Origin of the sequence: Caenibius sp. WL (genome assembly GCF_019803445.1) — a bacterium.
Taxonomy (GTDB): domain Bacteria; phylum Pseudomonadota; class Alphaproteobacteria; order Sphingomonadales; family Sphingomonadaceae; genus Caenibius.
In genome coordinates this window covers 1,434,776-1,457,796 of sequence record NZ_CP081844.1, presented here as the reverse complement: position 1 = coordinate 1,457,796, position 23,021 = coordinate 1,434,776, and the positions used below count along the sequence as shown (strand labels likewise).

The window sequence follows — 23,021 nt, the reverse complement described above, 5'->3', positions numbered from 1 at the left end:
AGAGGGCCGAAGCAATGCTCCGGCCCCCTCTTCTTTTCCCTTGAAGGATCAGAACTTGATGCTGGCACCCACGCCCGCACCGAAGGAGTCCTTCGAGAAGCCGACATTGGCGCCGAAGCCGACCCCGCCTTCTGTCACGCCCTGCGCCTTCACGGCACCGGCCCATTCGCCTTCGAACGTACCGACACCGCCGGAAATCCCGAACTCGCCGTTCTGGAGATTAAGCGGCGCGGCATTCATAGCGAAGCCCATCGCGACACCCTGGAATGCCTTGTCCCGCCGCTTTTCGAGGCGATCGAGGCGGCCATCCAGTTCGGTGTAAACGGCATCGAGCTGGCTCTTGTTGACCGCATCGGTCGGCGCCACGCCGGGGGCGAGGCCGGTGATGCGATTGGTCGTGCCGTTGATCTGCACCGTGCCGACATTCACGTTGCCGCTGCCCACGTTGATGTTGGCGCCGTTGGTGGTGATGCCGCCATTGGCGCTGAGCAGACCGCCCACCGTCAGAGTGTTGGTCACCGTGGCATTGCTGATGTTCGCGGTGTTGATATTGGCCACACCACTCACCGTCAGATTGCTGACCGACGCGTTGCTGATCGAGGCATTGCCGACATAGGCCTGATTGATCGTCGCCGTGCTGATCGAGGCATTGCTGATATTCGCCTGGCTAACGTTCGCCGTGCTGATGTTGCCGGTGATAACATTGGCCGTGCTGATCGTCGCCGTGCTGATCGAGGCGTTGATGATGTTCGCCTGGCTAACGTTCGCCGTGCTGATATCGGCCGTGCTGATCGAGGCATTGCTGATGTTCGCCTGGCTCACATTCGCCGTGCTGATATCCGCCGTGCTGATCGAGGCATTGCTGATGTTCGCCTGGCTGACGTTCGCCGTGCTGATATCGGCCGTGCTGATCGAGGCATTGCTGATGTTCGCCTGGCTGACGTTCGCCGTGCTGATATCGGCCGTGCTGATCGAGGCATTGCTGATGTTCGCCTGGCTGACGTTCGCCGTGCTGATATCGGCCGTGCTGATCGAGGCATTGCTGATATTCGCCTGGCTGACGTTCGCCGTGCTGATATCGGCCGTGCTGATCGAGGCATTGCTGATATTCGCCTGGCTAACGTTCGCCGTGCTGATGTTGGCCGTGCTGATCGAGGCATTGCTGATATTCGCCTGGCTAACGTTCGCCGTGCTGATATCGGCCGTGCTGATCGAGGCATTGCTGATATTCGCCTGGCTAACGTTCGCTGTGCTGATATTCGCCGTGCTGATCGAAGCATTGCTGATATTTGCCTGGCTCACATTCGCAGTGCTGATCGTCGCATTGCTTGCCGAGACATTGCTGATGTTGGCATTGCTGATACCCGCCGTGCCGAAGCTGCCGGTCGCGCCATAAACGTTGCCATTGGTAGTGCCAATATTGCCATTGACGGTCCCAATGTTACCGTTGGTTGTACCAATGTTGCCACCAAGGCTGGTATAGTTACCCGTGTTGTTGATATTACCAGTGTTGGTAAAATCGCCAGCGTTCGAGATACCCGTGGTGCTGACGCCGCCAAAACTGCTCGAGCCGGTCACCGAGAGCGTGTTGGTGGTGATATTGCCGGTGTTGCTGATACCGTTCGTCGTCGTCGAACCCGTTACCGACAGTGTCCCCGTCTGCACGTTGCCCGTATTCGTGATATTGCCCGTGTTGCTGATGCCGTTGGTCGCGGTCGAGCCAGAAACACCCAGCGTGCCATCGATTTCCGTGTTGCCGGTGACCGACAGTGTGCTGGTCTGGATATTACCGGTGTTGGTGATGTTGCCGGTGTTACCAATACCGTTGGTCGTGGTCGAGCCGGACACGCTTAACGACCCACTGATTTCCGTATCGCCGGTCACCGACAGAGTGCCGACATTGATCGTTCCGGCCGCCAGATCGGTCGCGCTAATCGATGCTGCGAGGATATTGGTACCGTCGAGGACTGACACGCTCAGCGAGGCAACGCCGATGATATCCTGCCCCAGCATATCAAGGTCGCCGCTCCCGGCCCCGAGTAGAGCTCCGAGAATGTCGGTAACCCCGATGCCATCACCACCAAGGGTCTGCGCCGATGCCGGCACCGCCACGGCGAATGTTGCGAGAGCAGAGCCCCCGAGCAAGAGAGAACGCTTAAGTGTCATGTCAATTCTCCGATCAATAAAGTCCAAGGAAAGCGGCTATTTTCTTTGCGCGACCGTAAATCATGACTTCGGGATGAGCGGATTTGGGCCACGCACGAACCGCGCGTGGCGAATGACACAAGGTAAAAGGTAGCGATTGCCCCACCCCTCAAATCCCCCAAGACACAGAACAGCCACGATTACAGGCTGCGGTTCAAAACCGATTCAAGCGTTTAACGCCTTTCCGGAATCACCCCGGTCTTATGCTTGTATTTCTTCAGTATAGGTGAGCCAGAGTCAACCTTAGAATCCAAAAACCCATCAATCCTTGAAATTTAAATTTATAATGCCACCGCAATTAAATATTTCACAACCATATTTTTACGCGGATTTGCGTGGTTTCTGCAAGAATTCTGTATACTCCCTTCCGGATTTGTAGAATATAAACAACAAATACATTCTCTATGCGATCAGGGGGAATTCTCCCCGTCTCCCACCGCACCCCTGCGCACAATTCCGCAATGGAAAAGAAATATTATTGCGATCATCATGTATGGGATCACTGGTAACGGGCTCTTTTTCTTGATAATCGGGGGAAACACCGCTGAGCGCTCTTTAATCCGGGAAGGCAAATCATGAGCCATTCACGCATTTCCTTGACGATCGCCGCATGGGCCTTTGGCGCCACGCTGGCCGCGCCCACGCAGGCCGCAGGCTATGTCAACGACAGCAAGGGCTGGATGGCGCTGACGGCGGAAGCCAAGGCCGCTTATGTCCAGGGTCTCAACGACAGCCTCAATTATGTCTTCGTCGACGATACCCTGGTCAACGCGCTGGCCAAGAAGGGGCGGACCGAATGCCTGGTGGCCTTGCAGACCAATTCCGCGCTGCTGGCCGACCGGATCACGCAGGCCTACGCGGACAAGAATCTGGCGGGCTATGCGCCCACGGCGATCTACATCATCAAGATGGGCGAAGTCTGCCGCAGCCACATCAACAAGGAACGCGCCGCTTTCGGCATCGGTCCGATGTAACTGTCAGATCGCCGAACTGAACTGGCGCGGGGATTGCTGGCGATAGGGATCGAACTGCGCCGCGATCGACCGGGCATAGGGCAGACCGCCCGGTGCGATCACCAGTTCGCCATCGGCAAAGGCGCACAGCCCCGCATCGCAATAGGGGGCCAGCCCCGGCGCGGCTTGGTGAGCCAGCGCGGGGGGAACCCCCGCCCGCCCATGGCATAGCAGCCCCTCGATAACCGTACCCCGGCGGCGGTCGTCCGCCGTGCGGCGGATACCCAGCGCCGAGGGCAGCCCTTCCTGTGAGATCATCATGCGATAGCGGCCGCTGTTCTTCTCGTTCTGCACCAGCAGGCCGGGAAACTGGCTGATCGCGGAGGCCCCGAGACCGATCAGCACCGGCGCGGCATCATCGGTGAAGCCCTGGAAATTGCGGTGCAGCCGCCCACCCACGGCCGCCTGTGCCAGCGGATCGCCGGGCAAGGCGAAATGGTCAAAGCCCACGGGGCGATACCCGGCCTCCACCAGTTGGCGATAGCCGTCCTGCGCCATGGCGAAACGTGCCGCCTTGTCCGGCAGCGCCGTGGCATCGATCCGCCGCTGGCGCGCGATCAGGTGCGGCACATGGGCATAGCCGAACAGCGCAATCCGGTCCGCCCCCATCGCCGCCGCCTGCGCCAGTGTTTCGGCCAGATCGACATCTTTCTGCCCCGGCAGGCCATACATCAGATCGAAATTGAGCGATGTGATCCCCGCCTGCCGCAGGATGGCGGTGCTGCGCGCGATCATCTGCATGGGCTGTTCCCGCCCGATAGCCGCCTGCAAGTGCGGTGCGAAAGTCTGCACCCCCATACTGGCATGAGTGGCCCCGATACCCCGCACGACCGGTTCCCATTCCTCCACCAGCGAGCGAGGATCGAGCTCGATCGAAACAACCGGCTCAACCAGAGGGAAACGCAGCACCAGTTCGTCGAACAGACGGACGAAATCGACCGGCGCGATGGCGTTGGGGCTGCCCCCGCCGAACGCGATCCGGCGCACGCGCACCTCGGGCGCCAGATTGCGCGCCACCAGCCGGATTTCCCGGCGCAGCGCATCGAGATAGCTGGCCAGCCGCTGCCGCCGGTTCGCCGCGCCGGTGTTGCACGCGCAATACCAGCAAATCGCTTCACAGAACGGGATATGGATATAGAGCGAGACATCGCCCGAAACCGCTCTCAGCGCCGCGATATGATCGGCGGGCCCGATATCGTCGGCAAATTCGGCCGCGGTCGGGAAGCTGGTGTAGCGCGGCACCGGCCGGTCGAGCAGAACAGGAAGATAAGGCCACATGCGGCCCGGTAGAGCACGCGCCGCCCCCGCCGACATTGAGACGGATCAATTTCGCGCGCCTTTGCGGGCGGGTAGAGATCAGCGGAAGAAGGCTGCGTAAGGGCCCGTGGCGGTGAATTTTCGCCATTGCCCTTCGTGCTGGGCCAGCCGGTCGGCCACGGCATAGAACACCGCCGGATTGGCGGCGAAACCGCTGTGGCTGGAGACGACTTCGATATTTTCGGTGATGCCGTCGGTCTCGCTCACGCAGTTCTGCCATGCCACCGCGCCGTCGCTCTTGCTGAACAGTGCGCTCGAAGGCACGGAAAGCGGGCGATGCCCCTCGGCATAGCGGCGCAGGTTTTCCGGGCTGGCCATGCGGTTGCCGGTGATCACTTCGTAAAGGACCGGCAGGCTGGTCGCCTTGGGGTTGCCCGCGAACGGGCTGCCCAGCGTGATAACTTGGCGCAGCCGGGACGGATCGCGCCTGGCCGCTTCACGCGCGATGACCCCGCCAAGGCTCCACCCCACAAGGCTGACTTTGCGCCCTGCCTTGCCCGCGATCTCCTCGATCCGCCGGGCGACGAATTCGCCATGCTTGCCCGCACTGTGCTGATCGAGATTCCAGCCCAGGTTCCACGGGAACACCTTATAACCGATCAGGGCGAGATACTGGCGCAGCAGCAGCGTGCCGCAATCGTTTGCCGCAAAGCCGGGCAACACCAGCACCGGATGGCCATCGCCACGCGGCGCGGTGGCGAGCAACGGGCTGCTCAGCGCCAGCCCACCCAGTTCCCATGCGAAACGCACAGGTTCCAGCATCGCCCAGCGCTTGGCCGGCGCGCGGATCGCCTGGGGCGTTTCCGCCGCCATGCGATGGAGCGGATCGTCGGCAGCCTGCGCTCCCTTGCCCCGGGTCTTCTTTGCCATGGCCCCCTGCCCGCCTCGCTCAATCCGGATCGCGCACGATGCAGCGGAAACCGACATGGCTGGTCGACGTATCGAGCGGCTGCGGGTGGCGCGCGGCGGGGCGGTAACGCTGGCAATAGTTCGGGGCGCACAAGTGCGACCCGCCTTTGAGCACCTTGCGCGGGATTGGCACCGCAGGGGTGCAGGGATCGGTGCTTGTCTGCTTGCGGCCCCCGCGCGGGTTGGACGCTACGCAGCAGGCACCCTTGGCCTTCTTTTCCACCTGCGGCAGGCCGTACCAGTCGTCGGTCCATTCCCAGACGTTGCCGATCATGTCGTAGAGGCCATAGCCGTTGGCGGGATACGTCCGCACGGGCGATGTGCGTTCCCACCCATCGAGCATCTGGTTGGCGAACGGGAACATGCCCTGCCAGTAATTGGCCAGCATCGCCCCGCCGGGCGCCAGTTCATCGCCCCAGGCGTAGTCCGCCCCTTCGAGCCCGCCCCGGGCGGCAAATTCGAATTCCGCTTCCGTCGGCAGCGCCTTGCCCATCCATTCGGCATAGGCCTGCGCATCTTCGTGGACGATGTGAACCACGGGGTGATCTTCCAACCCGTCGAGCGAGCTATCGGGCCCGGTGGGATGGCGCCAGTCGGCCCCCGGCACGAACCGCCACCATTGGGAGAAGTCGTTGGTATCGACCGGGGTCGCCGTGCGGAAGAACACCAACGATCCCGCCGTGGCCAGCGCCGGGTCCATCCCCGGATAGTCTGCCGGATCGGGCGCGGTCTCGGCAAAGGTCCTGTAGCCGGTGGCTTCGACGAAGCGGGCGAATTCGCGATTGGTGACAGGGGTTTCATCGATCCAGAACGTATCGACGCGCACCTGCCGCAGCGGTGCCTCCTCGGGATAGAAGCGTTCCGATCCCATCGTGAAGGTGCCGCCGGCAATCTTCTTCATGCCTTTGAGATCCGTTTTCGTTTCCAACGCCCTATCCTTTTTTCCGCCACCTGAACATCACAGGCCGGTGCGATGCACAAGAGGCATTTGCATGCCGGCCCTATCCTATGTCCTAGGGCCGGAAATTCCCTGCCAGAAAATCGCCGCGGCCTGCCGCGAAACCAGCGCGCGTTCGGCATCGTCCACCGCGCGCAGCGAAACCACATATCGCACGCCGAAAACCGCCAGCGCATGAAACATCCGCAGCAATGCCGGGGCCATCGGCGCCATTCCGGCCGATGCGGTGATCCGCTGCAACGGACGCGCAACCCGGTCGATCTGCATATCGTAGAAACGGCGGGCCAGTTCAGGGAATTGGTCGCTTTCCTGCACCAGCAGATAATAGAGCGCGAGCGAGCGCGGCGAGAGATGGAGATCGAGCACGATCCGGCACAGCCGCTCCATCCGCATGAGCGGCGTATCGCCTTCGGGCTCGGCGATATCCTGCCATTGTGCGGCGATTTCACGCTCCATCACATGCGCGAAAAGCCCCGCTTTGCCACCGAAGCGGCGATAGATCGTCGCCCGACCGACGCCGGTGGCCGCCGCAATGGCATCGAGGCTCGCCCCTTCGAACCCTTGGGCGAGAAATTCGTCTGCCGCCGCATCGCACAGTGCGGCGAAGCGTTCGGCGCTCATCCGCATCTGCACCGTGGCGGGCGGCTCGGGCAATACCGGCGCATAGGCGGGCTGCGGGTCGAGCCCGGCGGGCACCACCGCCTTGCCCACGCCAAAGCAATAGACTTCGGCCGCAAGCCGCGCCTGGAGCTGACGCACGGCCTGCGCGGGCGGCTTGTAACCGAGGAAATAGCGCGCGCCCTCCACGGCCATTCCGCCCAGTCTTGTCCCGAGATCGACCGGATTGCCTTCGATCGGGGCGATCAGTCCGGCTTGCGCCTGCTGTTCGAGATAGAGGCCGAAAGCACGGCTCTGGCTGCGGCGAAAATCGTGCAGATCGGCCGCCAGTTGCGGGAAGCGCCGCGTTGCCACGATATTGGCGCGAAACAGGCCGAAATTGCGCGGCCGCGCAAAGGCCTCGAACAGCGTTTCGGCCGCCGCAACAGCGGTGGAAAACAGATCGCCTCTGTCGTTCAGTTCGCGCACGGAGACAGGTGCGAGGTCCGCCCGGACAACCTGATCGAACAGATCCTCCTTGTCGCGGAAATGCTCGTAGATCGCCTGCTTGCTCACTCTCGCGCTGGCGGCGATGCGGTCCATGCTCGTCCGCTCGAACCCGTCCTTCAGGAAATGCGTGCCCGCCGCCCGCATGATCCGTTCGCGGCGATCGACACCCTTTTGCATGAACTCGCGCCTGACTTTCCCTGATGGAGAGGCCGATTCCGCAAGTCCCCTCACGGCATCGCCCCCTGTTCCTGATCGCCCCCTATTGCGGTTTTGCGGGAATCACCACCACCTTGTCGATCCGGCCGTTGAAGGGTTGCCCGGCGGCCCCTTCGATAACCGGCGTATCGGCGTCGAACCCGATATCGAACGTATCGGTCATTTCCGGCGGCTTCGAAATCGTGCGCGCAATACGCCCGCGCCCGATTTCCTGTCCGTTGGCACGAATGATGATTTCGCCGCCCGCATTGCGCCCGCCGTCATAGCGGAATTCATAAACCAGGCGGGTTTTGCCCGGCGCCAGCGGGGTCTGCGCCGCCACTGACGACTGATCCCCCGGCAACTGGCTCGCCGCCATGTAGGCCACCGGGCGCCCGCCCGCGAGATGGAAGCTCCATCCGCCGAACTTGCTGCCCATTGCCACCAGCGTGCCGCTGGCGTCGCCGGTGGGCACTTCGACATCCGCTTCGATCGTGAACGAGCGCGCCAGCAGCGGCGCGGCGCGCAGGAACGGAATGGAAATACCCGAACCCCAATAGGTGTACCGGTCCCGCGGCGGGCGTTGTGCCGCGCCGGCGGCGGCGAAACGCGACAGATCCATCCGGTCATCCAGCGGATAGACATTGTTGCGCTTGGCTTCGCGATCGAAGATTTCCTGCATTTCGGCCAGCTTGGCGGGGTTCTTCGCCGCCAGATCGCGCGACTGCGCCGGGTCCTTCGTCAGATCATAGAGTTCCCACTTGTAATCGGCCGGATCGCCGGCGGAATAGGGGCTGGAACTCCAGGGAATGCGCTTGGGCGTGGTGCCCGCCCACCAGCCATCGTGATAGATGCCGCGATTGCCCATCATTTCGAAATATTGCGTCCGGTGCCGTTCGGGCGCGCGCGGATCGGCGAAGCTGTACGTCAGGCTGACACCGTCGATCGGCTGCTGTGCCACGCCGTTGACCGAGGACGGCGCTTCGATCCCCACCGCCTCCAGCAGCGTCGGCACGATATCGGTGACATGCGCGAACTGGCTGCGTATCCCGCTGTCCTTGATGCGGTTCGGCCACGAGATCACCATGCCGTTGCGCACCCCGCCAAGATGCGATGCATATTGCTTTACATAGGGGTTGGGCGCGCTCATCGCCCATACCCAGCCGTAGCCGTAGTTGCCCACCGTATCCGGGCCGCCGAACTTGTCGAGATCGGCCAGCAGTTGCGCTTCGTCTTCCTGCGTCCCGTTGGCGAAATTGGACATCGGGTTCATGCTGCCCAGCACACCGCCTTCCGCCGCGGCGCCGTTGTCCCCTTCGATGAACACGATCAGCGTGTTGTCCGCTTCGCCCATGCGATCCAGTTCGTCGAGAACCCGGCCGAACTGGTTGTCCTGATAGGCCAGCATCCCGGCATAGACTTCCATCATGCGCGCGGAGATGCGCTTTTGCGCGTCCGTCATGTTCGCCCACGAAGGGATACCATCGGGACGCGGCGTGACTGCGGCCGATTTCGGCACCATGCCGCTGCGCTTCTGCCGCGCCACGGTTTCATCGCGGACCTTGTCCCAGCCCGCATCGAACTTGCCCCGGAAACGCGCGATCCAGTCCGCCGGGGCCTGCAACGGCGCATGCGCCGAACCGGTGGCGATATAGGCGAAGAACGGCTTGTCCGGATCGACGGCCCGCTGGTTGTGAATCCAGTTGATCGTTTCCGTGGCGAGCGCATGATCGAGCACTTCGCCATCCTTCAAAGTCGGGATCGGCGTGACACCGCGATAGAGCGCGGGGGTGAACTGGTTGGTTTCCGCCGCCATGAAGCCGTAGAAGTATTCGAAGCCCAGCCCCGTGGGCCAGAGATCGAACGGTCCCTGTGCCGATACGTGATCTTCCGGCGCATTGTGGTGCTTGCCGAACATCGCGGTGTTGTAGCCGTTCTGGCGCAGGACTTCCGCCACGGTCGCCGCGCTTTTGGGCAGGAGGTTGTTGTAGCCGGGAAAGCCGGTGGTGAGATTGGCGACGATGCCGTTGCCCACCGCGTGATGATTGCGCCCGGTCAGAAGCGAAGCGCGGGTGGGCGAACACATCGCCGTGGTGTGGAAGCGGTTGTAGATCAGCCCGCGCGCCGCCAGCCGGTCGAGATTGGGTGTCGGAATCGGGCCGCCGAACGTGCTGGCCGCACCCAGGCCGACATCGTCCGTCATCACCAGCAGGATATTCGGCGCGCCCTTGGGCGCCGTGGGCTGTTGCGGGAAAGCGGGTGTCGAATCACGATAGCTCTTGCCGATCTTCCCCGCGAAAGGCTGTTCCGCATGCGGCAAGGCAGGCCCGGTGGGCGCCTGCTGGGCCGCGGCCTGAACACCCATGGAAACGGCCACCGCCCCCACCGACACAGTCAGAACCCTGCGCAAATCACCCATGACGAAACGCCGCATATCCAATGCCCCTCTCCATACAACGGGACTTTCCCGCATCCAAACCAGACCGGCGCGCGCCATTGCCCACCGGATCGATACCGGTTTAGTACTGCATAGTCTCGTACTAGACAACCCGCATCGCACGCTTTCGGCATGCAGCGCGGATGAGCGGTGTCAGAGACCGAAAATGCGGCTTATCGAACCGACATTGGCACGGTTGTGCTTGATCCGTTCGATCATCAGCCATGCCCCGTCGCGCCATTCCCAGCGGTCGTGATAATCGCCCAGAGTGTAGAAAGTCTCCTCTCCACCTTCCGCCGCCAGATGGATATCGCGCACATAGGCGCGGCTGGTGGCGCTTTTGCCGGAGACCTTGACCACGATATTGCCGATCAGATGCTGGGTCACGGCGCACCGGTCGAGATAGAGGCGCATCAGGTCGATCACCGCCTGCGGCCCTTCAAGCCGCCCCCTGCCCATATCCGCCACCACATCCTCCGCCATGATAGCACGGTTGGTCTCCCAATCGCGGTCGTCCATCGCCCGCGCGAAGCGGATGATATTCTGTTCGATGGCCCGGATGGCGAGCAGTTCGGCCAGCTCCTGTTCCATGTGCCCGCCCTCCTTTCTCAGCCGATCGGTTCCAGTTCATCCCACAACGGCCCGACCAGCAGGCGGAAAAGCTTCTCGTCCGAATACATCCGCTCTCCCGAAAGCGCGTTCTCCCCGAACGTGAGGATGGCCATGATCCGGTGGACCGTAGGCTGCGCATCGCCATCGTGGCGCGCAGTAACATTGTATTCCTGCACCACGCCCGCAGGGCCGATGCATTCGCTGATCATCTCGGACCCGCGAATGCGCGGCTGCACATAGGCGATGAAATGTTCGTAGTAGCGGCGGGTGTTGGCCATGCCGCGAAACCGCTTGCCCAGCGGGTGGAACTCGTAAACCGGTTCCCCCTCCATGGTCGCCAGCAATGCTTCCAGGTCCTGCGTGCCTTCAATTTCCGCATGGGCCACGCCAATGGATACCAGCTTTGCAACAGATGCCGCCATCGTTCTTCTTTCCTCTCCATCGTTTCTGTGTTTCCCGTGCTTTTGCGCGCGGAAACAGTGTCGCATACCACACCGTCCCCGGAACGAAAGCGCTGCAAGCACCTGCCCACCGCGCTTTATCGTTGACGGGCGCGCATGAGCCATTAGCCCTGCCAGGGCGGGCGCTTGCAGCGCCTTGGGAGAGAACGAGACATGACAGCGCGAGTGATCCTTTCCGTCGTCGGAAGCGACCGGCCCGGCCTGACTCAGGCGCTTGCCGATGCGGTGATGGCAGCGGGTGGCAACTGGCTGGAAAGCCATCTCAGCCGCCTGGGCGGGACATATGTCGGCTCGGTCCTCGTCGCGCTCGATCCTGCGCGCCTTGCCACGCTGGAGGACCGGATTCGCGCGGTGGACGCCAGCGGGTTGCGCGTCTCGATCGTTCCGGCCGGGGACACGCCGGATGCACAGGGCACCCCCTTGTGGGTCGAACTGGTGGGGCAGGATCGCCCCGGCATTGTGCGCGAGGTCACGGCGGTTCTGGCCGAACTGGCGGTCAACATCGAACGCTTTTCCACCAGCGCCGAAAACAGCGCCCATTCCGGCGAACTGCTGTTCCGCATGAATGCACTGGTGACGATCCCCCAAGGCAAGACGACTGACGATATCCAAGCCGCGCTGGAAGCGATTTCGGGCGAGATCATGGTCGATTTCACATTCACCCCGCCGCAATAGAGCCATCAGCCAACGGCCATATTTGCGCAGCGGGCGGCCATTCTGCCTTGGCCTGCCCGTCCCGGCGCTCTACACCTCCGTGTAAAGGAGAGATCGATGCGTTTTTGGCTGTCGATGATGGCGGTGTCCGAACTCGACCAACTGGTTGAACTGGCCCGCCATGCGGAAGAATGCGGCTTTTACGGGGTGACGTATGCCGATCACCTCATCATGCCCGCGAATATTGAAACCCCCTACCCTTACACAGCGGATGGAAAGCTGTTCTGGCCGCTGGAAGCGCCGTGGCCCGATCCGTGGATCACGCTGGCGTTGCTGGGCGCGGAAACCAGCACGATCCATTTGGCGACCAATATCTACCTCGCCGCGCTGCGCGATCCCTTCACGGTGGCCCGCGCCGTATCCACCACCGCCGCCTTTTCCGGTGGCCGGGTGGTCTGCGGCGTTTCGGCAGGCTGGCTGAAGGAAGAATATGACGCAGCAGGAATCGATTTCCTCAGCCGGGGCCGTCGCCTCGATGAAATCCTTGCCGTCTGCCGCAAGCTCTGGGCAGGTGAAATTCTCAGCCACGAAGGCGAATTCTTCCAGTTCGATTCCGTCATTCTGCGCCCGGTTCCGCCCGAACCGGTGCCCATCTGGGTCGGCGGCAAGGCAGGCCCGGCCCTGTGCCGCGCGGCGGCCAACGACGGCTGGCTCGGCCTGCCCGGCACGGTGGACGACAATCTCGCCATCGTGAAGCGGATGCACAACATGCGCCGCGAAATGGGCCTGCCTGTCGAAGGGTTCCGCCCCTGCGTGTCGCTGATCGAACCGCTGACCGCCAATGCCGCCAGCCGCTTGGCCGAAGGCGGGGTAGGCGATACCACCGCGATCCCGTGGTTCCCGACCCCGTGGGAGGTGGAGGCGTTCGTGCCAGAAGGCGCGGATATCACGACACTTTCCGTCAAGAAGGATGCGATCAGCCGCTATGCCGACCGCGTCATTGCCAAGCATAACTGAAACAAGAGAGGAACTGACATGAAACCCGAAGATCTCCCCGGCAAATCCATGGGCGCGGTTCAGGCGCGCGACAAGGAAACATGGCTCGCCCTGTTCGAAGACGATGCGGTGGTCGAAGACCCGGTCGGCGGCCACCCGATGCTGGACCCGGAAGGCAAGGGCCAGCGCGGCAAGGAAGCCATCGGCAAATTCTACGATCTGTTTTCCAGCTCCGGCGCGACGATGAATTTCGAAATCCATCATCTCGTCGGCTGCGGCACGGAAGCGGCCTGCCTGGTGACGATGACATCGACCATGCCCGATGGCACGTCGCACGCCCAGAAGCTGCTCAACGTTTACAAGATGTCCCCTGCGGGCAAGATCGCCTCATTGCGCTCATTCTGGAACTGAGCCGCAAGGGGGCTGCAAACGCTCTGCAAGGCGCGGGAACGGTTCAAAGGGCCGCTTCCCGCGCCTTTTGTATGATCAGGCGGCGGCGTGCCGGTCGAGGAATGCAGTCACCGCATCGGCGAAGCGGTCGTTGCGGTCGCCCGCCACCATGTGATCGGCCTGGTCGATCGTCACGATCTCCGCATGGGGCACCAGCCTGGCAAATTCGTCCGCCCCTTCGGCGCTCACCACATTGCTCAGGCCCCCACGCACAAGCGCGGTCGGCACGGTCAGCGCGGATGCCGCCGCGCGAAAACGCGCCAGCATCTTTTCCCAGCCTTCTGGCGTGCGCCGGTGCTGCATGATCGCTGGGTCCCAGTGCCAGTAGTAACGGCCATCAGCCCCCAGCCGCAGATTCTTGAGCAGACCGCTGGGATCGCGCGGGCGCGGGCGGCCGGGGCGATAGGCCGCCACCGCATCGGCTGCTTCCTCCACACTGGCAAAACCTTCGGCATTGCCACGCATGAAGCTGGTGATGTGGTTGGCGCCCGCTTGTTCCATACGCGGCGCGATATCGACCAGCACCAGCCCCGCCGCCCGCGCTTCGGCCTCGCCCACGGCGAGAAGCGCGGTCAGCCCACCCATCGACGCGCCGACGAGAAACGCCGGGCGTGTTTGCAGCGCCTGGACCGCCGCCAGATCGGCCATGAACCGTTCGAAACCATAGACGCTGTCGGGGGACCAGTCGCTTTCGCCATGGCCGCGCAGGTCGAACGATGTCACCCGGTAACCCGACGATGCCAGCCGCGCTGCCGCCTTGCCCCACGAATGGCGGGTCTGGCCGATGCCGTGCAGCATGATGACCGGCGTGCCATCGTCCGGCCCGCCGACATCCGCCGCTATCGTAACACCCGCGCCGGGTAGCCTGACCTTTTCAAGCAGGCCTTGGGTCACGCCCCGTCCGCAATCGCGAAATGGATCAGCCAACGCGCGATCATTCCCGGCTTCTCCTCCCCTTCCCGCTCGATCACGATATCGACCGTTTGTTGGAAATGATTGGGCTGCCGCTCTTCGGTATCGACAATAGTGAACACGCCCCGGATCGCCTTGCCCGAAGGGACGGGGGCGGTGAAACGCACTTTGTCGAGCCCGTAATTCAGCCCCATGACCGTGCCGGGCGTGACCGGCAAATGTGCGGTATCGCGCAAGTGCGGCAGCAGCGAGAGCACCAGAAAACCGTGGGCGATCGTCCCGCCGAGATAGGTTTCCGCCGCGCGCACGGGATCGACATGGATGAATTCGAAATCCCGCGTCGCTTCGGCGAAACGATCGATCATATCCTGATCGATCGTCATCCATGGCGAAGCGAAGCTCCGCCCCTTCTGGGCCGCGATGAACGCCCGCGCGCTGCCCTCCGCCACGATACCGGTCATCAGATCAACCCGAGGTCGCGGCGCAACACCTGCCGGTCCACCTTGCCTGTGGCATTGCGCGGCAAAGGTGCATCGCGCAGGAAGATATCACTCGGCACTTTGTATTCGGCCAAATGATCGCGCACCTGCTGGCGCACCTGATCTTCCGTCACCGCCTTGCCGGGATCGGACACCACAGCCACGGCCAGACGTTCGCCAATCCGTTCGTCCGCGATGCCAAATGCCGCCACTTCCGAAATGTCCGGATGGTTGGCAATCACCCGCTCCACCTCGGCGCAATAGATGTTTTCGCCCTTGCAGATGACCATGTTGGTCTTGCGGTCGACAATGGCGACATAGCCCGTGTCGTCGATCCGGCCGATATCCCCAGTGCGCAGCCAGCCATCGGCATCCATCGTGGCGGCGGTATCTTCCGGCCTGCCCCAATAGCCCGACATCACCATCGGCCCGCGCACGGCGATTTCACCCACTTCGCCAAGCGGCAGCGGATTGCCGTCATCATCGATGACCCGCATATCGGCGAGATCGTGCATCACACCCGATGCCTCCGGCCGGGCCGTGAACAGTTCACCCATGGCGAGACTGACGGAACCGGCCGTCTCGGTCATGCCGTAGCCGCCGCCGAAAATACGGTCGGGGAACGCTTCCTGCAGGGCCTTGAGCAGATTGATCGGCAGTGCCTGCCCGCCACTGGCGATGGAGCCGAGCGAGGAGAGATCGCGTTCGGCCCGCGTCGGTTCGTTGAGGATGTCCCACAGGGTCATCGGCGGACCGGTGAATTCGGTGATCTTCTCTTCTTCGATCAGGCGCAAGGCCTCGGCCGGATTCCATCGGCGGTGGAACACGATCTTGCCGCCGCGCGCCAGGACGCCGAGGAAAATCTGCTGGCAACCGCTGACATGAAACAGCGGAAAAATCAGGAACACCGCGCTGCGCGGGCGCGCCGCCATCAGCGTCTGCACATCGATGCCCAGCTTTGCCGCCATCCGCGCGGCGAAGCGTGCCCCGGCATGCTGCGCCATGAACACGCCTGTCAGCATCGCTCGGTGGCTGATGATCGCCCCCTTCGGCCGCCCGGTGGTGCCGGAGGTGAACAGGATGCAGCAGGGCTCATCCGCATCGGCGGTGTTTTCGGGCAAGGGGCTGCCCGCATAATCGCGCACCATCGCGTCGAGCGCGGGCTCGTCGAACACCATGACCCGCCCGGTATAGCCCGCCTGCGCCAGCGCTTCTGCCCGGCGCGTATCGGCCACGACCAGCGAAGCGCCGACATCTTCGGCGCAATAGCGCATTTCTTCGCCCGAACCGCGGCTGTTGATCAGCGCCGGAACCATGCCGAGCGCCGACAGCGCGGTGAAGGCATAGAGCCATTCGGGGCTGTTGTGCATGGCGATCGCCACCCGGTCGCCCGGTTTCAGATCATACTGTGCTGCAAACCCCGCCGCCACGGCACCGGAATGGGCATGGAAAGTGGCATAGGAAATCCGTCGGTCGCCATCGATGATGAAATCGAGATCGCCCAGCGCGGGCATCATGGCATAGAGCATCGAAAGCGTGCCGTTCGACCGCGCGAAGACGCGCATCGGCCGCCCGTTCACAACCTGCTCCACGATTTCGAACGGTTCGCCGGGGCCTGAAAGGCTGGGTGCGCGTGGATCGATGGACATGTCCAAAATACTCTCCTCTATCATGCCCTTGCGTTCGGCAATTTATAAACAACCAAAAGTTGCGATCAGGCTCTGGCGCAACCGTATCCCCGTGGCTCCGCTGCCCATTCTGCCGCGGGCGCACTCGGAGGGGAAGGCCGATGATGCCAGCCTGTCCGCCACTGGAAAAGCCGGACTGGCGCATACCCGCAAACGGGATGCGCCAGTTGGTTGACTAAGCGACGATTGCCGGAAAGTGGTCATCCCCCATCCGGCAATCTCCCCCTGTCCGGTTATCGTCACCCGCGCGGTTCGCGGGGCAGACCCAGGCCACGTTCGGCGATGATATTACGCTGGATCTGGTTCGTCCCCCCATGGATCGTTTCCGACCGCGTATAGAGGTAGATATTGGGCAGATCGTCGAACGCGTAATCCTCGGCCGGTGCGATCAGCCCCGGCGCGCCCGCCACGTCCATCGCCAGTTCACCGAGCTTCTTGTGCCAGGTGCCCCAGTAGATCTTGTGGATGAACGCCTCGCGCGAAAGCATTTCGTTGTCGCCCTTCGACAGCGTGCGCAGCGCATTGTAGCGCATGAGCTTGAGCCCCGTGTGCGCCCGCGCGATCCGGTCGCGGATCAGCGGGTCCTGCGCCGCACCGTTGGCATTGGCCGCGTCGATGACCTTCTGCAGTTCGACCTGGAAGCTCATCTGAATGCCGAGCGAAGATGCCCCGCGTTCGTGCGACAGCAGGCCCATCGCCACTTTCCAACCCTCGCCCGGCTTGCCGACGATATTGGCGGCGGCGGTGCGGGCGCCATCGAAGAAGGTTTCGTTGAATTCCGCCCCGCCGGTCATCTGCTTGATCGGGCGCAATTCCACGCCGGGCTGATCGATCGGCACGAGCAGGAACGAAATGCCTTTCGAACCCTGGCTGCCTTCTTCCGTCCGGGCCAGCACGAAGATCCATTGCGCGTGCTGGGCAAGGCTGGTCCAGATCTTCTGCCCATCGATCACCCATTCGGGGCCGTTGGGGCCGTCTTCGAGGCGCGCCTTGGTGCGGATATTCGACAGATCGGACCCGGCATTGGGTTCCGAAAAGCCCTGTGCCCACAGGACATCGCCACTCAGGATCGGGGGCAGAAATTCCTTCTTCTGCTCTTCCGTGCCGAAGTGGATGAACGTCGGCCCGGCCATGGTGACGCCCAGATGGCCGATCCGGCCCGGAGCGCCAGCGCGCGCATATTCTTCGGCAAAGATCACCTGTTCGGCGATGCTGGCCCCGCGCCCACCATATTCCTGCGGCCAGGCGATAGCGCTATAACCCGCCTTGCCGAGCGCTTTTTCCCAGGCGAGACGCTCAGGAATCTTGTCGCTCATGCTGTTGAGGTTGCGGATCGAAGCGAACGGCCCGGAAAGCTGTTCTTCCAGCCATTCGGCGACTTCGCGGCGGAACGCTTCCTGTTCGGGAGTGAATTCTGTCCGCATCTTACGCCACCTTTTCCAGGCCGATCATGTCGGCAATCCGCACCCGCTGCGATGTGGGATCACCCAGCAGAACGGCATTGGCCCGGGCACGCTTGAAGAAGAGGTGCGCGTCATGTTCCCAGGTGAAGCCGATCCCGCCATGCAACTGGATTGCGTTGCCCGCGCAACCCATGAAGGCGTCCGCGCTGTAGGACGAGGCAATCGCTGCCGCTTCCGCCAGTTCGTCGGAGGCTTCATCGACGACACACGCAGCGTAATAGGCTGCGGTTTTCGCCGTTTCCACTTCCACCATCATGTCGGCCATCCGGTGCTTCAAAGCCTGGAAGCTGCCGATGGGCCGGCCGAACTGGACGCGATCCTTGGTATAGGCAACCGTCAGATCGAGAACCCCTTCGGCCCCGCCCGCGTTTTCAGCGGCCAGAGCGATCCGCGCAAGGTCGAGCGTCCGCTCCAGAGCAGCCGCGGCATCGCTGCCGTCACCCAAAATCCGATCCTGCGCGACCACCACACCGGCGAAGCGCACGGTGGCAAGCGGGCGGGTCAGGTCCATCGAGACATGGCGTTCGATCGTGACACCGGGGGCATCGGCCGGAATGGCCGCCAGAACGGTTTTTCCGGCCCCATCCAGCGCCGCAACCACCAACAGGCCGGCCGCATGGGCATAGGGCACGAACCCCGCTTCCCCATTGAGCTGCCCGTTCTGATCGAGACGCACCGCGATGGCGGGCGTGCGTTCCAATCCGCGCCAGGCGAGCGCGGCAATCGTTTCACCCGCAATGATCGCGGGCAGAAGCGTATCCTGCTGCGCGTCGGTTCCGGCGTTGAGAATGGCCTGCGCGGCCAGGCCGATGCTGGAGAAATAGGGCGACGGCAGCAGCACGCGCCCCATTTCCATCATCGTGATGGCAAAGCCGACATGCCCCATTTCCGCACCGCCGAGGCGGGCCGGAAAGGCGATGCCGCCCATACCCATTTCACCCACGATCGACTGCCAGAGCGCCGGATCGTAGCCGAGGTCGCTTTCCATCGCTTTACGCACGGCAGCGGAACTGCCGTGCGTTGCGAGGAAGCCGGAGACGCTTTCCTGAAGGAGCGTCTCCTCTTCGCTGAATGTGAATTGCATTGCCGGGCTTACTCTGCTGCCATGGCCTGCGGACCGCGGCCGTTCCATTCGACGTAGAACTGGTAGTACCAGCGGCGGAAATCACCGATCGGGCCATCGCCGTCGCAGATCAGCGCGCGTTCGACAAAGCGCTGACGATCCCACACCACCTTGTCCTGGTCGAACTGCTTGATGATGTCGCGGATCAGCGCGCGGGCCAGCCCGCCCATCGGGCCTTCGGCTTCCGTCTTGGGCTGGGTGAAAGCGAACCGCACCCGCACCTTGTCATGATCGATCGGCGTCATGCCGGCAATCAGCAGCGTTTCCGAAATACCGCTGAACCGCGTGGCCGCCTGGCCCGGGCCGACATTCATATTCAGAATCTCGCCATCGACCTCGCCCTTGGGCGTGCCCATCTTGGCCTTGACCAAGCCGGTACGGCGAATGCCGTCGAACTTGATCTCCGCATCCGGGAAGGTCGCGGTCCCGTGAATATACTTGAAATGGGCCGTGTCCGCCGCGTTTTCAGCCATGAACTGGAGCGGGGCATGCACGATCCATTCGTAACGATCGAATTCCGTGTAATCGTCGCGGCCGACTTCGGGGAAATCGACCCGTTCCCACTGCGGCGCTTCGCCATTGGGGTGATACCAGAACCAGATGAAGCCGCTGCCTTCCTCGGTCGGCCAGCCACCGCACGGGCGCTTCGCCTGCGGCGGAATGTTGCGGGCATAGGGGATTTCCTTGACCGAACCCGCTTCGTCATAGCGCCATGCGTGGAACGGGCATTCCAGCATGTTGCCATGCACTTTGCCGCCATAGGCCATATGCGCGCCGAGATGCTTGCAATAGGCGTCGATGATGCGAACTTGGCCGTCTTCACCGCGCCACATGGCGAGTTCCTTGCCGAACGCGCGCAGCGGCTTGACTTCGCCGACGGCGATTTCGTCCGAATAGCAGGCGGCATACCAGCCGATAGCGAACGGAATCTTGTCCACGCCGCGTTCTTCGGCGCTGACGTTGTTCTGGATATCAGCCATGCGCCACACGGCGCGCTCTTCGGGGTTCATCGCACCGACGATCTGCCAGGTGGCGACAGGCGCGGTACGGGCGTCTAGCACTTGATCACTCATAACCGATACTCCTTAGTCGAGCTTGAACACGCGGCGTGCATTGTCGCGCAGGAATTTGGGCCATACTTCGTCCTTCAGCGGAAGCTGATCGAGCTCGCTGAAAATCCGGTCGAGGCTGAGACCCATCGGGAAATAGCCCGCGTAGATGATCTTGTCCGCGCCGCGGGTGTTGGCGTAGTTGATGATCGACTTGGGCAGATGCTTGGGCGCGAAAGCGCTAGTCGAATAGTAGAGGTTCGGCCATTTGAGCATCAGCTTCACGGCCAGATCGTCCCACGGTTCGGCGCCATGGCGCATCACGATCTTCAGTTCGGGGAAGAACCAGCAGACTTCATCCAGCAGTTCGACCCGCTGCGGGGCCATCGGGATGCGCGGCCCCGGAACGCCCACGTTCATCAGGATCGGAATATCCAGTTCCACGCACGTGGCGTAGATCGGGAACATATACTTGTGATCGATGGGAACCTGCGGATAGGTGCCCGAAGGAAACACGCTGACGGCGCGCAGATCGTGTTCCTTGTGCAGCCGCTTGATCCGGCGCACTTCTTCCATCCCGCCGTTGGGATCGATCGGGGCATCGAAGAAGAACCGGTCCGGGAAACGCCGTTTCGCTTCGAGCGCGGATTCCGACCAGCGGTCGTCCAGCCCGATCATGGCCTGCTGGATATTGTGCTTGTCCATCTGCTCGACGGTCCAGGCGATGTAGTCGTCATGCTCGCCGATATCGGGCACGCCCTTGAACATATACTGGGCGGGCATTTCGAATGCCTGCAGGCTTTCCTTGTCGCGCAGCAGCGGACGGAAGAAGGTATACCAGTCGGCCCGGTCTTCCCGGGTCGGGATACCCAACATCGTATCGATTACGCCAATATCCTTAGGCACACCCATCAGCACTCTCCCATGCAAAACTTAGACTTAAGTCTATTATTTTTTCGGCAGAATGCAAGAAGGTAATTTCTGCCTTTTAATCAGGGCATTGTATCGATTTCATAATCAACATGACCGCCGCGACCAGATGTTCCTCCAGCGCATAATCCGACTCGAAACGCCAGTTCTGCACAATACCGACATAAGTACCAGTCAGCACCTCGGCGCAAGCGCCGCGTTCCCTTTCCGGGGCGTCGTGCACCAGCCGCAGGAACGCCGCATTCAGCCGGGCGAAGCGCTGCGCCCCGGTGTCTTCCCCCCAGCCCTGCACCGAAATTCCCACCATCGGGCGGAATTTCAGCCAGCGCCCCTCGAGATCGCGGGCATGGGCGCTGAAGAATTCCTTCACCCGCTTTTCCAGCGGCAGGCCGAATTCGATGAACTTGTCGAGCTGGGCGATGAATGCCTCGTCCATCTGCTCGACAATCGCGGCCACGATATCCGCCTTGCTGGGGAAATAGTTGAACAGGGTCGCGCGGCTGATTTTCGCCTCCTCGGCGATTTCATCCATCGTTGTGCCGTTGACCGACTTTTCGCCGAACTTGATGACCGCGGCATCGACGATGGCGCTGCGAATCTTGGCCTTGTTCGATTCACGGCGGGGGAGAGCGGCGGTGGTCGTCATTCGTCTTGATCCTTGTTGCGGCTGCAAGCCTTAACAGCCTCGCGCAGGATCGCAAAAGCCCCTCGTGCCCGGAACGGGAGAATGGAACCGCCCTCCCCCGGTTTCCCTCAGGCGAATGTCGGCGCCATAGCCCTGCGATGACAATATCGGGTGCTGAACATCAGTGCCGCCGCCCCCAGTTCGGCGAAGATGTAAATCGTGAACAGCAGGTCGTAATTGCCCGTGCGGTCGAAAACCTCCCCGGCGAAACGGACCAGAATGGCCCCGATCACCGCCAGGAACGGGGCCATGAGCCCCCGCACCGTGCCGAAGGAGGCAGTGCCGAAATGATCGGCCACCAGCGCGAAGAAGACCGGCGCCATCGCCCCCGCCGCCACGCCCAGCATGACCGCGCACCCCGCCAGCATGACGAAACCATGGCTGAACAGCAGCGCGGCATTGAGCACCGCCCCCAGTACATAGAACGCCGTCAGGATCAGGCTCCGCTCGATCTTGTCGGCGACGGCGGACAGGGCAAGGATACCGGCAATCGCGGAAATGCCGGTGATCGACATCAGCGTTGTCGCCTCCATCACCGACAGGCCGTGATCGAGAGCCAGCGGCACGAAGGTGATCGACAGCGATTGCGCCAGCCCCATGGCAAGCGATGAACTGAGACAGATGGTCCAGAAATTGGGCATCCGCAGAATCTCGCCGATGCGCATCGGCTTGCTCCCGGCCGCCATGAGCACCTGCAAACGCGCCAACGCCTCGGGTGTGGCCCCAGGCTCTTTATCCTCAGGCCCTGGCCGTTCGCGGATCAATGTCGACAGGACGAACAGAATCGCCGTGCAGACCACCCCGGTGATCAGCAGTGTCGAACGCCAGCCCTGCTGTTCGAGCAGCCAGCCGATCGCCGGCGTCATCACGATGCTGCCCACCGACACGCCCAGCGCGGACAGCACCATCGCTTTGCCGCGATGGACCGTGAACCATCGCGCCAGCAGCACCGACATCGTCAGCGTTCCGGCCGAAGGCACGGCAGCGGCCAGCGGCAGAGCGATAATCACCGCGTCGAGCAGAACCGATTGCGAAAAGCTCAGCACCGCGAAGCTGAAGCCGAACAGCACGCTTCCCGCCGTCATGATCCGGCGCGGGGAATAGCGGTCCAGCATCCGCCCGATGAACGGGCTGAGCCCGGCCCCGCCAAGATTGAGCAGAATTAGCGCACTGTTCATTTCCGCCCGCGACAGGCCGAATTCCTGCGATACCGGAATGATGAACAGGCCCAGCGCGCTGTAGGTCGCCCCCATCGTCAGCATATAGGCTATCGCGGCGATGACGACGAGGCGCCAACCATAATACATGACCCGAACTCTCCCGTTTATTTTGAGCGGGAGGCTACACGGGCCCTCGCCGTTGGCAAGCAAGGGTCGCC

Annotated in this window: 22 protein-coding genes; 5 read left to right on the top strand and 17 right to left on the bottom strand. The window is 62.5% G+C overall.

Annotation, left to right across the window (positions count from 1 at the left end):
* Nucleotides 1-48: 48 nt before the first annotated feature.
* Nucleotides 49-2,166 (bottom strand): YadA family autotransporter adhesin, encoded by a 2,118-nt coding sequence (locus K5X80_RS06740; RefSeq protein ID WP_222560077.1) that lies wholly within the window; start codon nt 2,164-2,166, stop codon nt 49-51.
* A 614-nt stretch (nt 2,167-2,780) separates the two neighbouring features.
* On the opposite strand from K5X80_RS06740, the gene K5X80_RS06735 reads away from it, so the two are divergent.
* Entirely contained in the window at nt 2,781-3,179 is a 399-nt protein-coding gene (locus tag K5X80_RS06735; RefSeq protein ID WP_222560076.1) for a hypothetical protein, read from the top strand.
* 3 nt (nt 3,180-3,182) lie between these two features.
* On the opposite strand, the gene K5X80_RS06730 is transcribed toward K5X80_RS06735, so the two are convergent.
* The 7 genes from K5X80_RS06730 to K5X80_RS06700 all read right to left on the bottom strand — a co-directional run bounded on the left by K5X80_RS06730 (nt 3,183) and on the right by K5X80_RS06700 (nt 11,175).
* The gene (locus K5X80_RS06730) at nt 3,183-4,496 is read right to left on the bottom strand and encodes a radical SAM protein (protein WP_222560075.1); all 1,314 of its coding nucleotides are present in this window, start codon (nt 4,494-4,496) and stop codon (nt 3,183-3,185) included.
* A gap of 78 nt (nt 4,497-4,574) precedes the next feature.
* Nucleotides 4,575-5,405: an esterase/lipase family protein gene (locus K5X80_RS06725; RefSeq protein ID WP_222560074.1), complete on the bottom strand. Its 831-nt coding sequence runs from the start codon at nt 5,403-5,405 to the stop codon at nt 4,575-4,577.
* A gap of 19 nt (nt 5,406-5,424) precedes the next feature.
* A complete protein-coding gene (locus K5X80_RS06720) occupies nt 5,425-6,345 on the bottom strand; it encodes a formylglycine-generating enzyme family protein (protein ID WP_222560396.1) in 921 nt (306 codons plus the stop codon).
* 105 nt (nt 6,346-6,450) lie between these two features.
* Nucleotides 6,451-7,686 (bottom strand): TetR/AcrR family transcriptional regulator, encoded by a 1,236-nt coding sequence (locus K5X80_RS06715; protein ID WP_222560073.1) that lies wholly within the window; start codon nt 7,684-7,686, stop codon nt 6,451-6,453.
* Between the two features lie 82 nt (nt 7,687-7,768).
* On the bottom strand, nt 7,769-10,138 hold the full coding sequence (locus K5X80_RS06710) for an arylsulfatase (protein WP_222560072.1): 2,370 nt from the start codon (nt 10,136-10,138) through the stop codon (nt 7,769-7,771).
* Between the two features lie 156 nt (nt 10,139-10,294).
* Nucleotides 10,295-10,732, bottom strand: coding sequence for a nuclear transport factor 2 family protein (locus tag K5X80_RS06705; protein WP_222560071.1), 438 nt, complete (start codon nt 10,730-10,732; stop codon nt 10,295-10,297).
* Nucleotides 10,733-10,749: 17 nt separating this feature from the next.
* The gene (locus K5X80_RS06700; RefSeq protein ID WP_222560070.1) at nt 10,750-11,175 is read right to left on the bottom strand and encodes a hypothetical protein; all 426 of its coding nucleotides are present in this window, start codon (nt 11,173-11,175) and stop codon (nt 10,750-10,752) included.
* 192 nt (nt 11,176-11,367) lie between these two features.
* Here K5X80_RS06700 and K5X80_RS06695 point away from each other — a divergent pair, with 192 nt between their 5' ends.
* From K5X80_RS06695 to K5X80_RS06685, 3 genes are all read left to right on the top strand, one after another.
* The gene (locus K5X80_RS06695; RefSeq protein ID WP_222560069.1) at nt 11,368-11,889 is read left to right on the top strand and encodes a glycine cleavage system transcriptional repressor; all 522 of its coding nucleotides are present in this window, start codon (nt 11,368-11,370) and stop codon (nt 11,887-11,889) included.
* A 96-nt stretch (nt 11,890-11,985) separates the two neighbouring features.
* Nucleotides 11,986-12,885 (top strand): TIGR03619 family F420-dependent LLM class oxidoreductase, encoded by a 900-nt coding sequence (locus K5X80_RS06690; RefSeq protein WP_222560068.1) that lies wholly within the window; start codon nt 11,986-11,988, stop codon nt 12,883-12,885.
* An 18-nt stretch (nt 12,886-12,903) separates the two neighbouring features.
* Complete coding sequence (locus K5X80_RS06685) at nt 12,904-13,275, top strand: nuclear transport factor 2 family protein (protein WP_222560067.1); 372 nt, start codon at nt 12,904-12,906, stop codon at nt 13,273-13,275.
* A gap of 75 nt (nt 13,276-13,350) precedes the next feature.
* On the opposite strand, the gene K5X80_RS06680 is transcribed toward K5X80_RS06685, so the two are convergent.
* The 3 genes from K5X80_RS06680 to K5X80_RS06670 are packed head-to-tail and all read right to left on the bottom strand — an operon-like array spanning nt 13,351 to nt 16,354.
* Complete coding sequence (locus tag K5X80_RS06680; RefSeq protein ID WP_261390664.1) at nt 13,351-14,208, bottom strand: alpha/beta fold hydrolase; 858 nt, start codon at nt 14,206-14,208, stop codon at nt 13,351-13,353.
* Entirely contained in the window at nt 14,205-14,687 is a 483-nt protein-coding gene (locus K5X80_RS06675) for a MaoC family dehydratase (RefSeq protein WP_222560066.1), read from the bottom strand. The genes K5X80_RS06680 and K5X80_RS06675 overlap by 4 nt, the downstream gene beginning before the upstream one ends.
* On the bottom strand, nt 14,687-16,354 hold the full coding sequence (locus K5X80_RS06670) for a class I adenylate-forming enzyme family protein (RefSeq protein WP_222560065.1): 1,668 nt from the start codon (nt 16,352-16,354) through the stop codon (nt 14,687-14,689). Before K5X80_RS06670 ends, K5X80_RS06675 begins: the two co-directional genes overlap by 1 nt.
* On the opposite strand from K5X80_RS06670, the gene K5X80_RS06665 reads away from it, so the two are divergent.
* On the top strand, nt 16,353-16,568 hold the full coding sequence (locus tag K5X80_RS06665) for a hypothetical protein (RefSeq protein ID WP_222560064.1): 216 nt from the start codon (nt 16,353-16,355) through the stop codon (nt 16,566-16,568). The genes K5X80_RS06670 and K5X80_RS06665 overlap by 2 nt on opposite strands.
* Nucleotides 16,569-16,632: 64 nt before the next feature.
* Here the strand turns inward: K5X80_RS06665 and K5X80_RS06660 are convergent, their stop codons facing one another.
* From K5X80_RS06660 to K5X80_RS06635, 6 genes are all read right to left on the bottom strand, one after another.
* Complete coding sequence (locus K5X80_RS06660) at nt 16,633-17,817, bottom strand: acyl-CoA dehydrogenase family protein (protein WP_222560063.1); 1,185 nt, start codon at nt 17,815-17,817, stop codon at nt 16,633-16,635.
* 1 nt (nt 17,818) lies between these two features.
* Nucleotides 17,819-18,940 carry an acyl-CoA dehydrogenase family protein gene (locus tag K5X80_RS06655; protein ID WP_222560062.1) on the bottom strand — a complete coding sequence of 374 codons (1,122 nt, stop codon included), beginning with the start codon at nt 18,938-18,940 and terminating at the stop codon, nt 17,819-17,821.
* A gap of 8 nt (nt 18,941-18,948) precedes the next feature.
* Nucleotides 18,949-20,052 carry a Rieske 2Fe-2S domain-containing protein gene (locus tag K5X80_RS06650; RefSeq protein WP_222560061.1) on the bottom strand — a complete coding sequence of 368 codons (1,104 nt, stop codon included), beginning with the start codon at nt 20,050-20,052 and terminating at the stop codon, nt 18,949-18,951.
* Nucleotides 20,053-20,064: 12 nt separating this feature from the next.
* Nucleotides 20,065-20,940 (bottom strand): amidohydrolase family protein, encoded by an 876-nt coding sequence (locus tag K5X80_RS06645; protein ID WP_222560060.1) that lies wholly within the window; start codon nt 20,938-20,940, stop codon nt 20,065-20,067.
* Between the two features lie 76 nt (nt 20,941-21,016).
* Nucleotides 21,017-21,604: a TetR/AcrR family transcriptional regulator gene (locus tag K5X80_RS06640; protein WP_222560059.1), complete on the bottom strand. Its 588-nt coding sequence runs from the start codon at nt 21,602-21,604 to the stop codon at nt 21,017-21,019.
* A 107-nt stretch (nt 21,605-21,711) separates the two neighbouring features.
* Entirely contained in the window at nt 21,712-22,950 is a 1,239-nt protein-coding gene (locus K5X80_RS06635) for an MFS transporter (RefSeq protein ID WP_222560058.1), read from the bottom strand.
* Nucleotides 22,951-23,021: the final 71 nt, after the last annotated feature.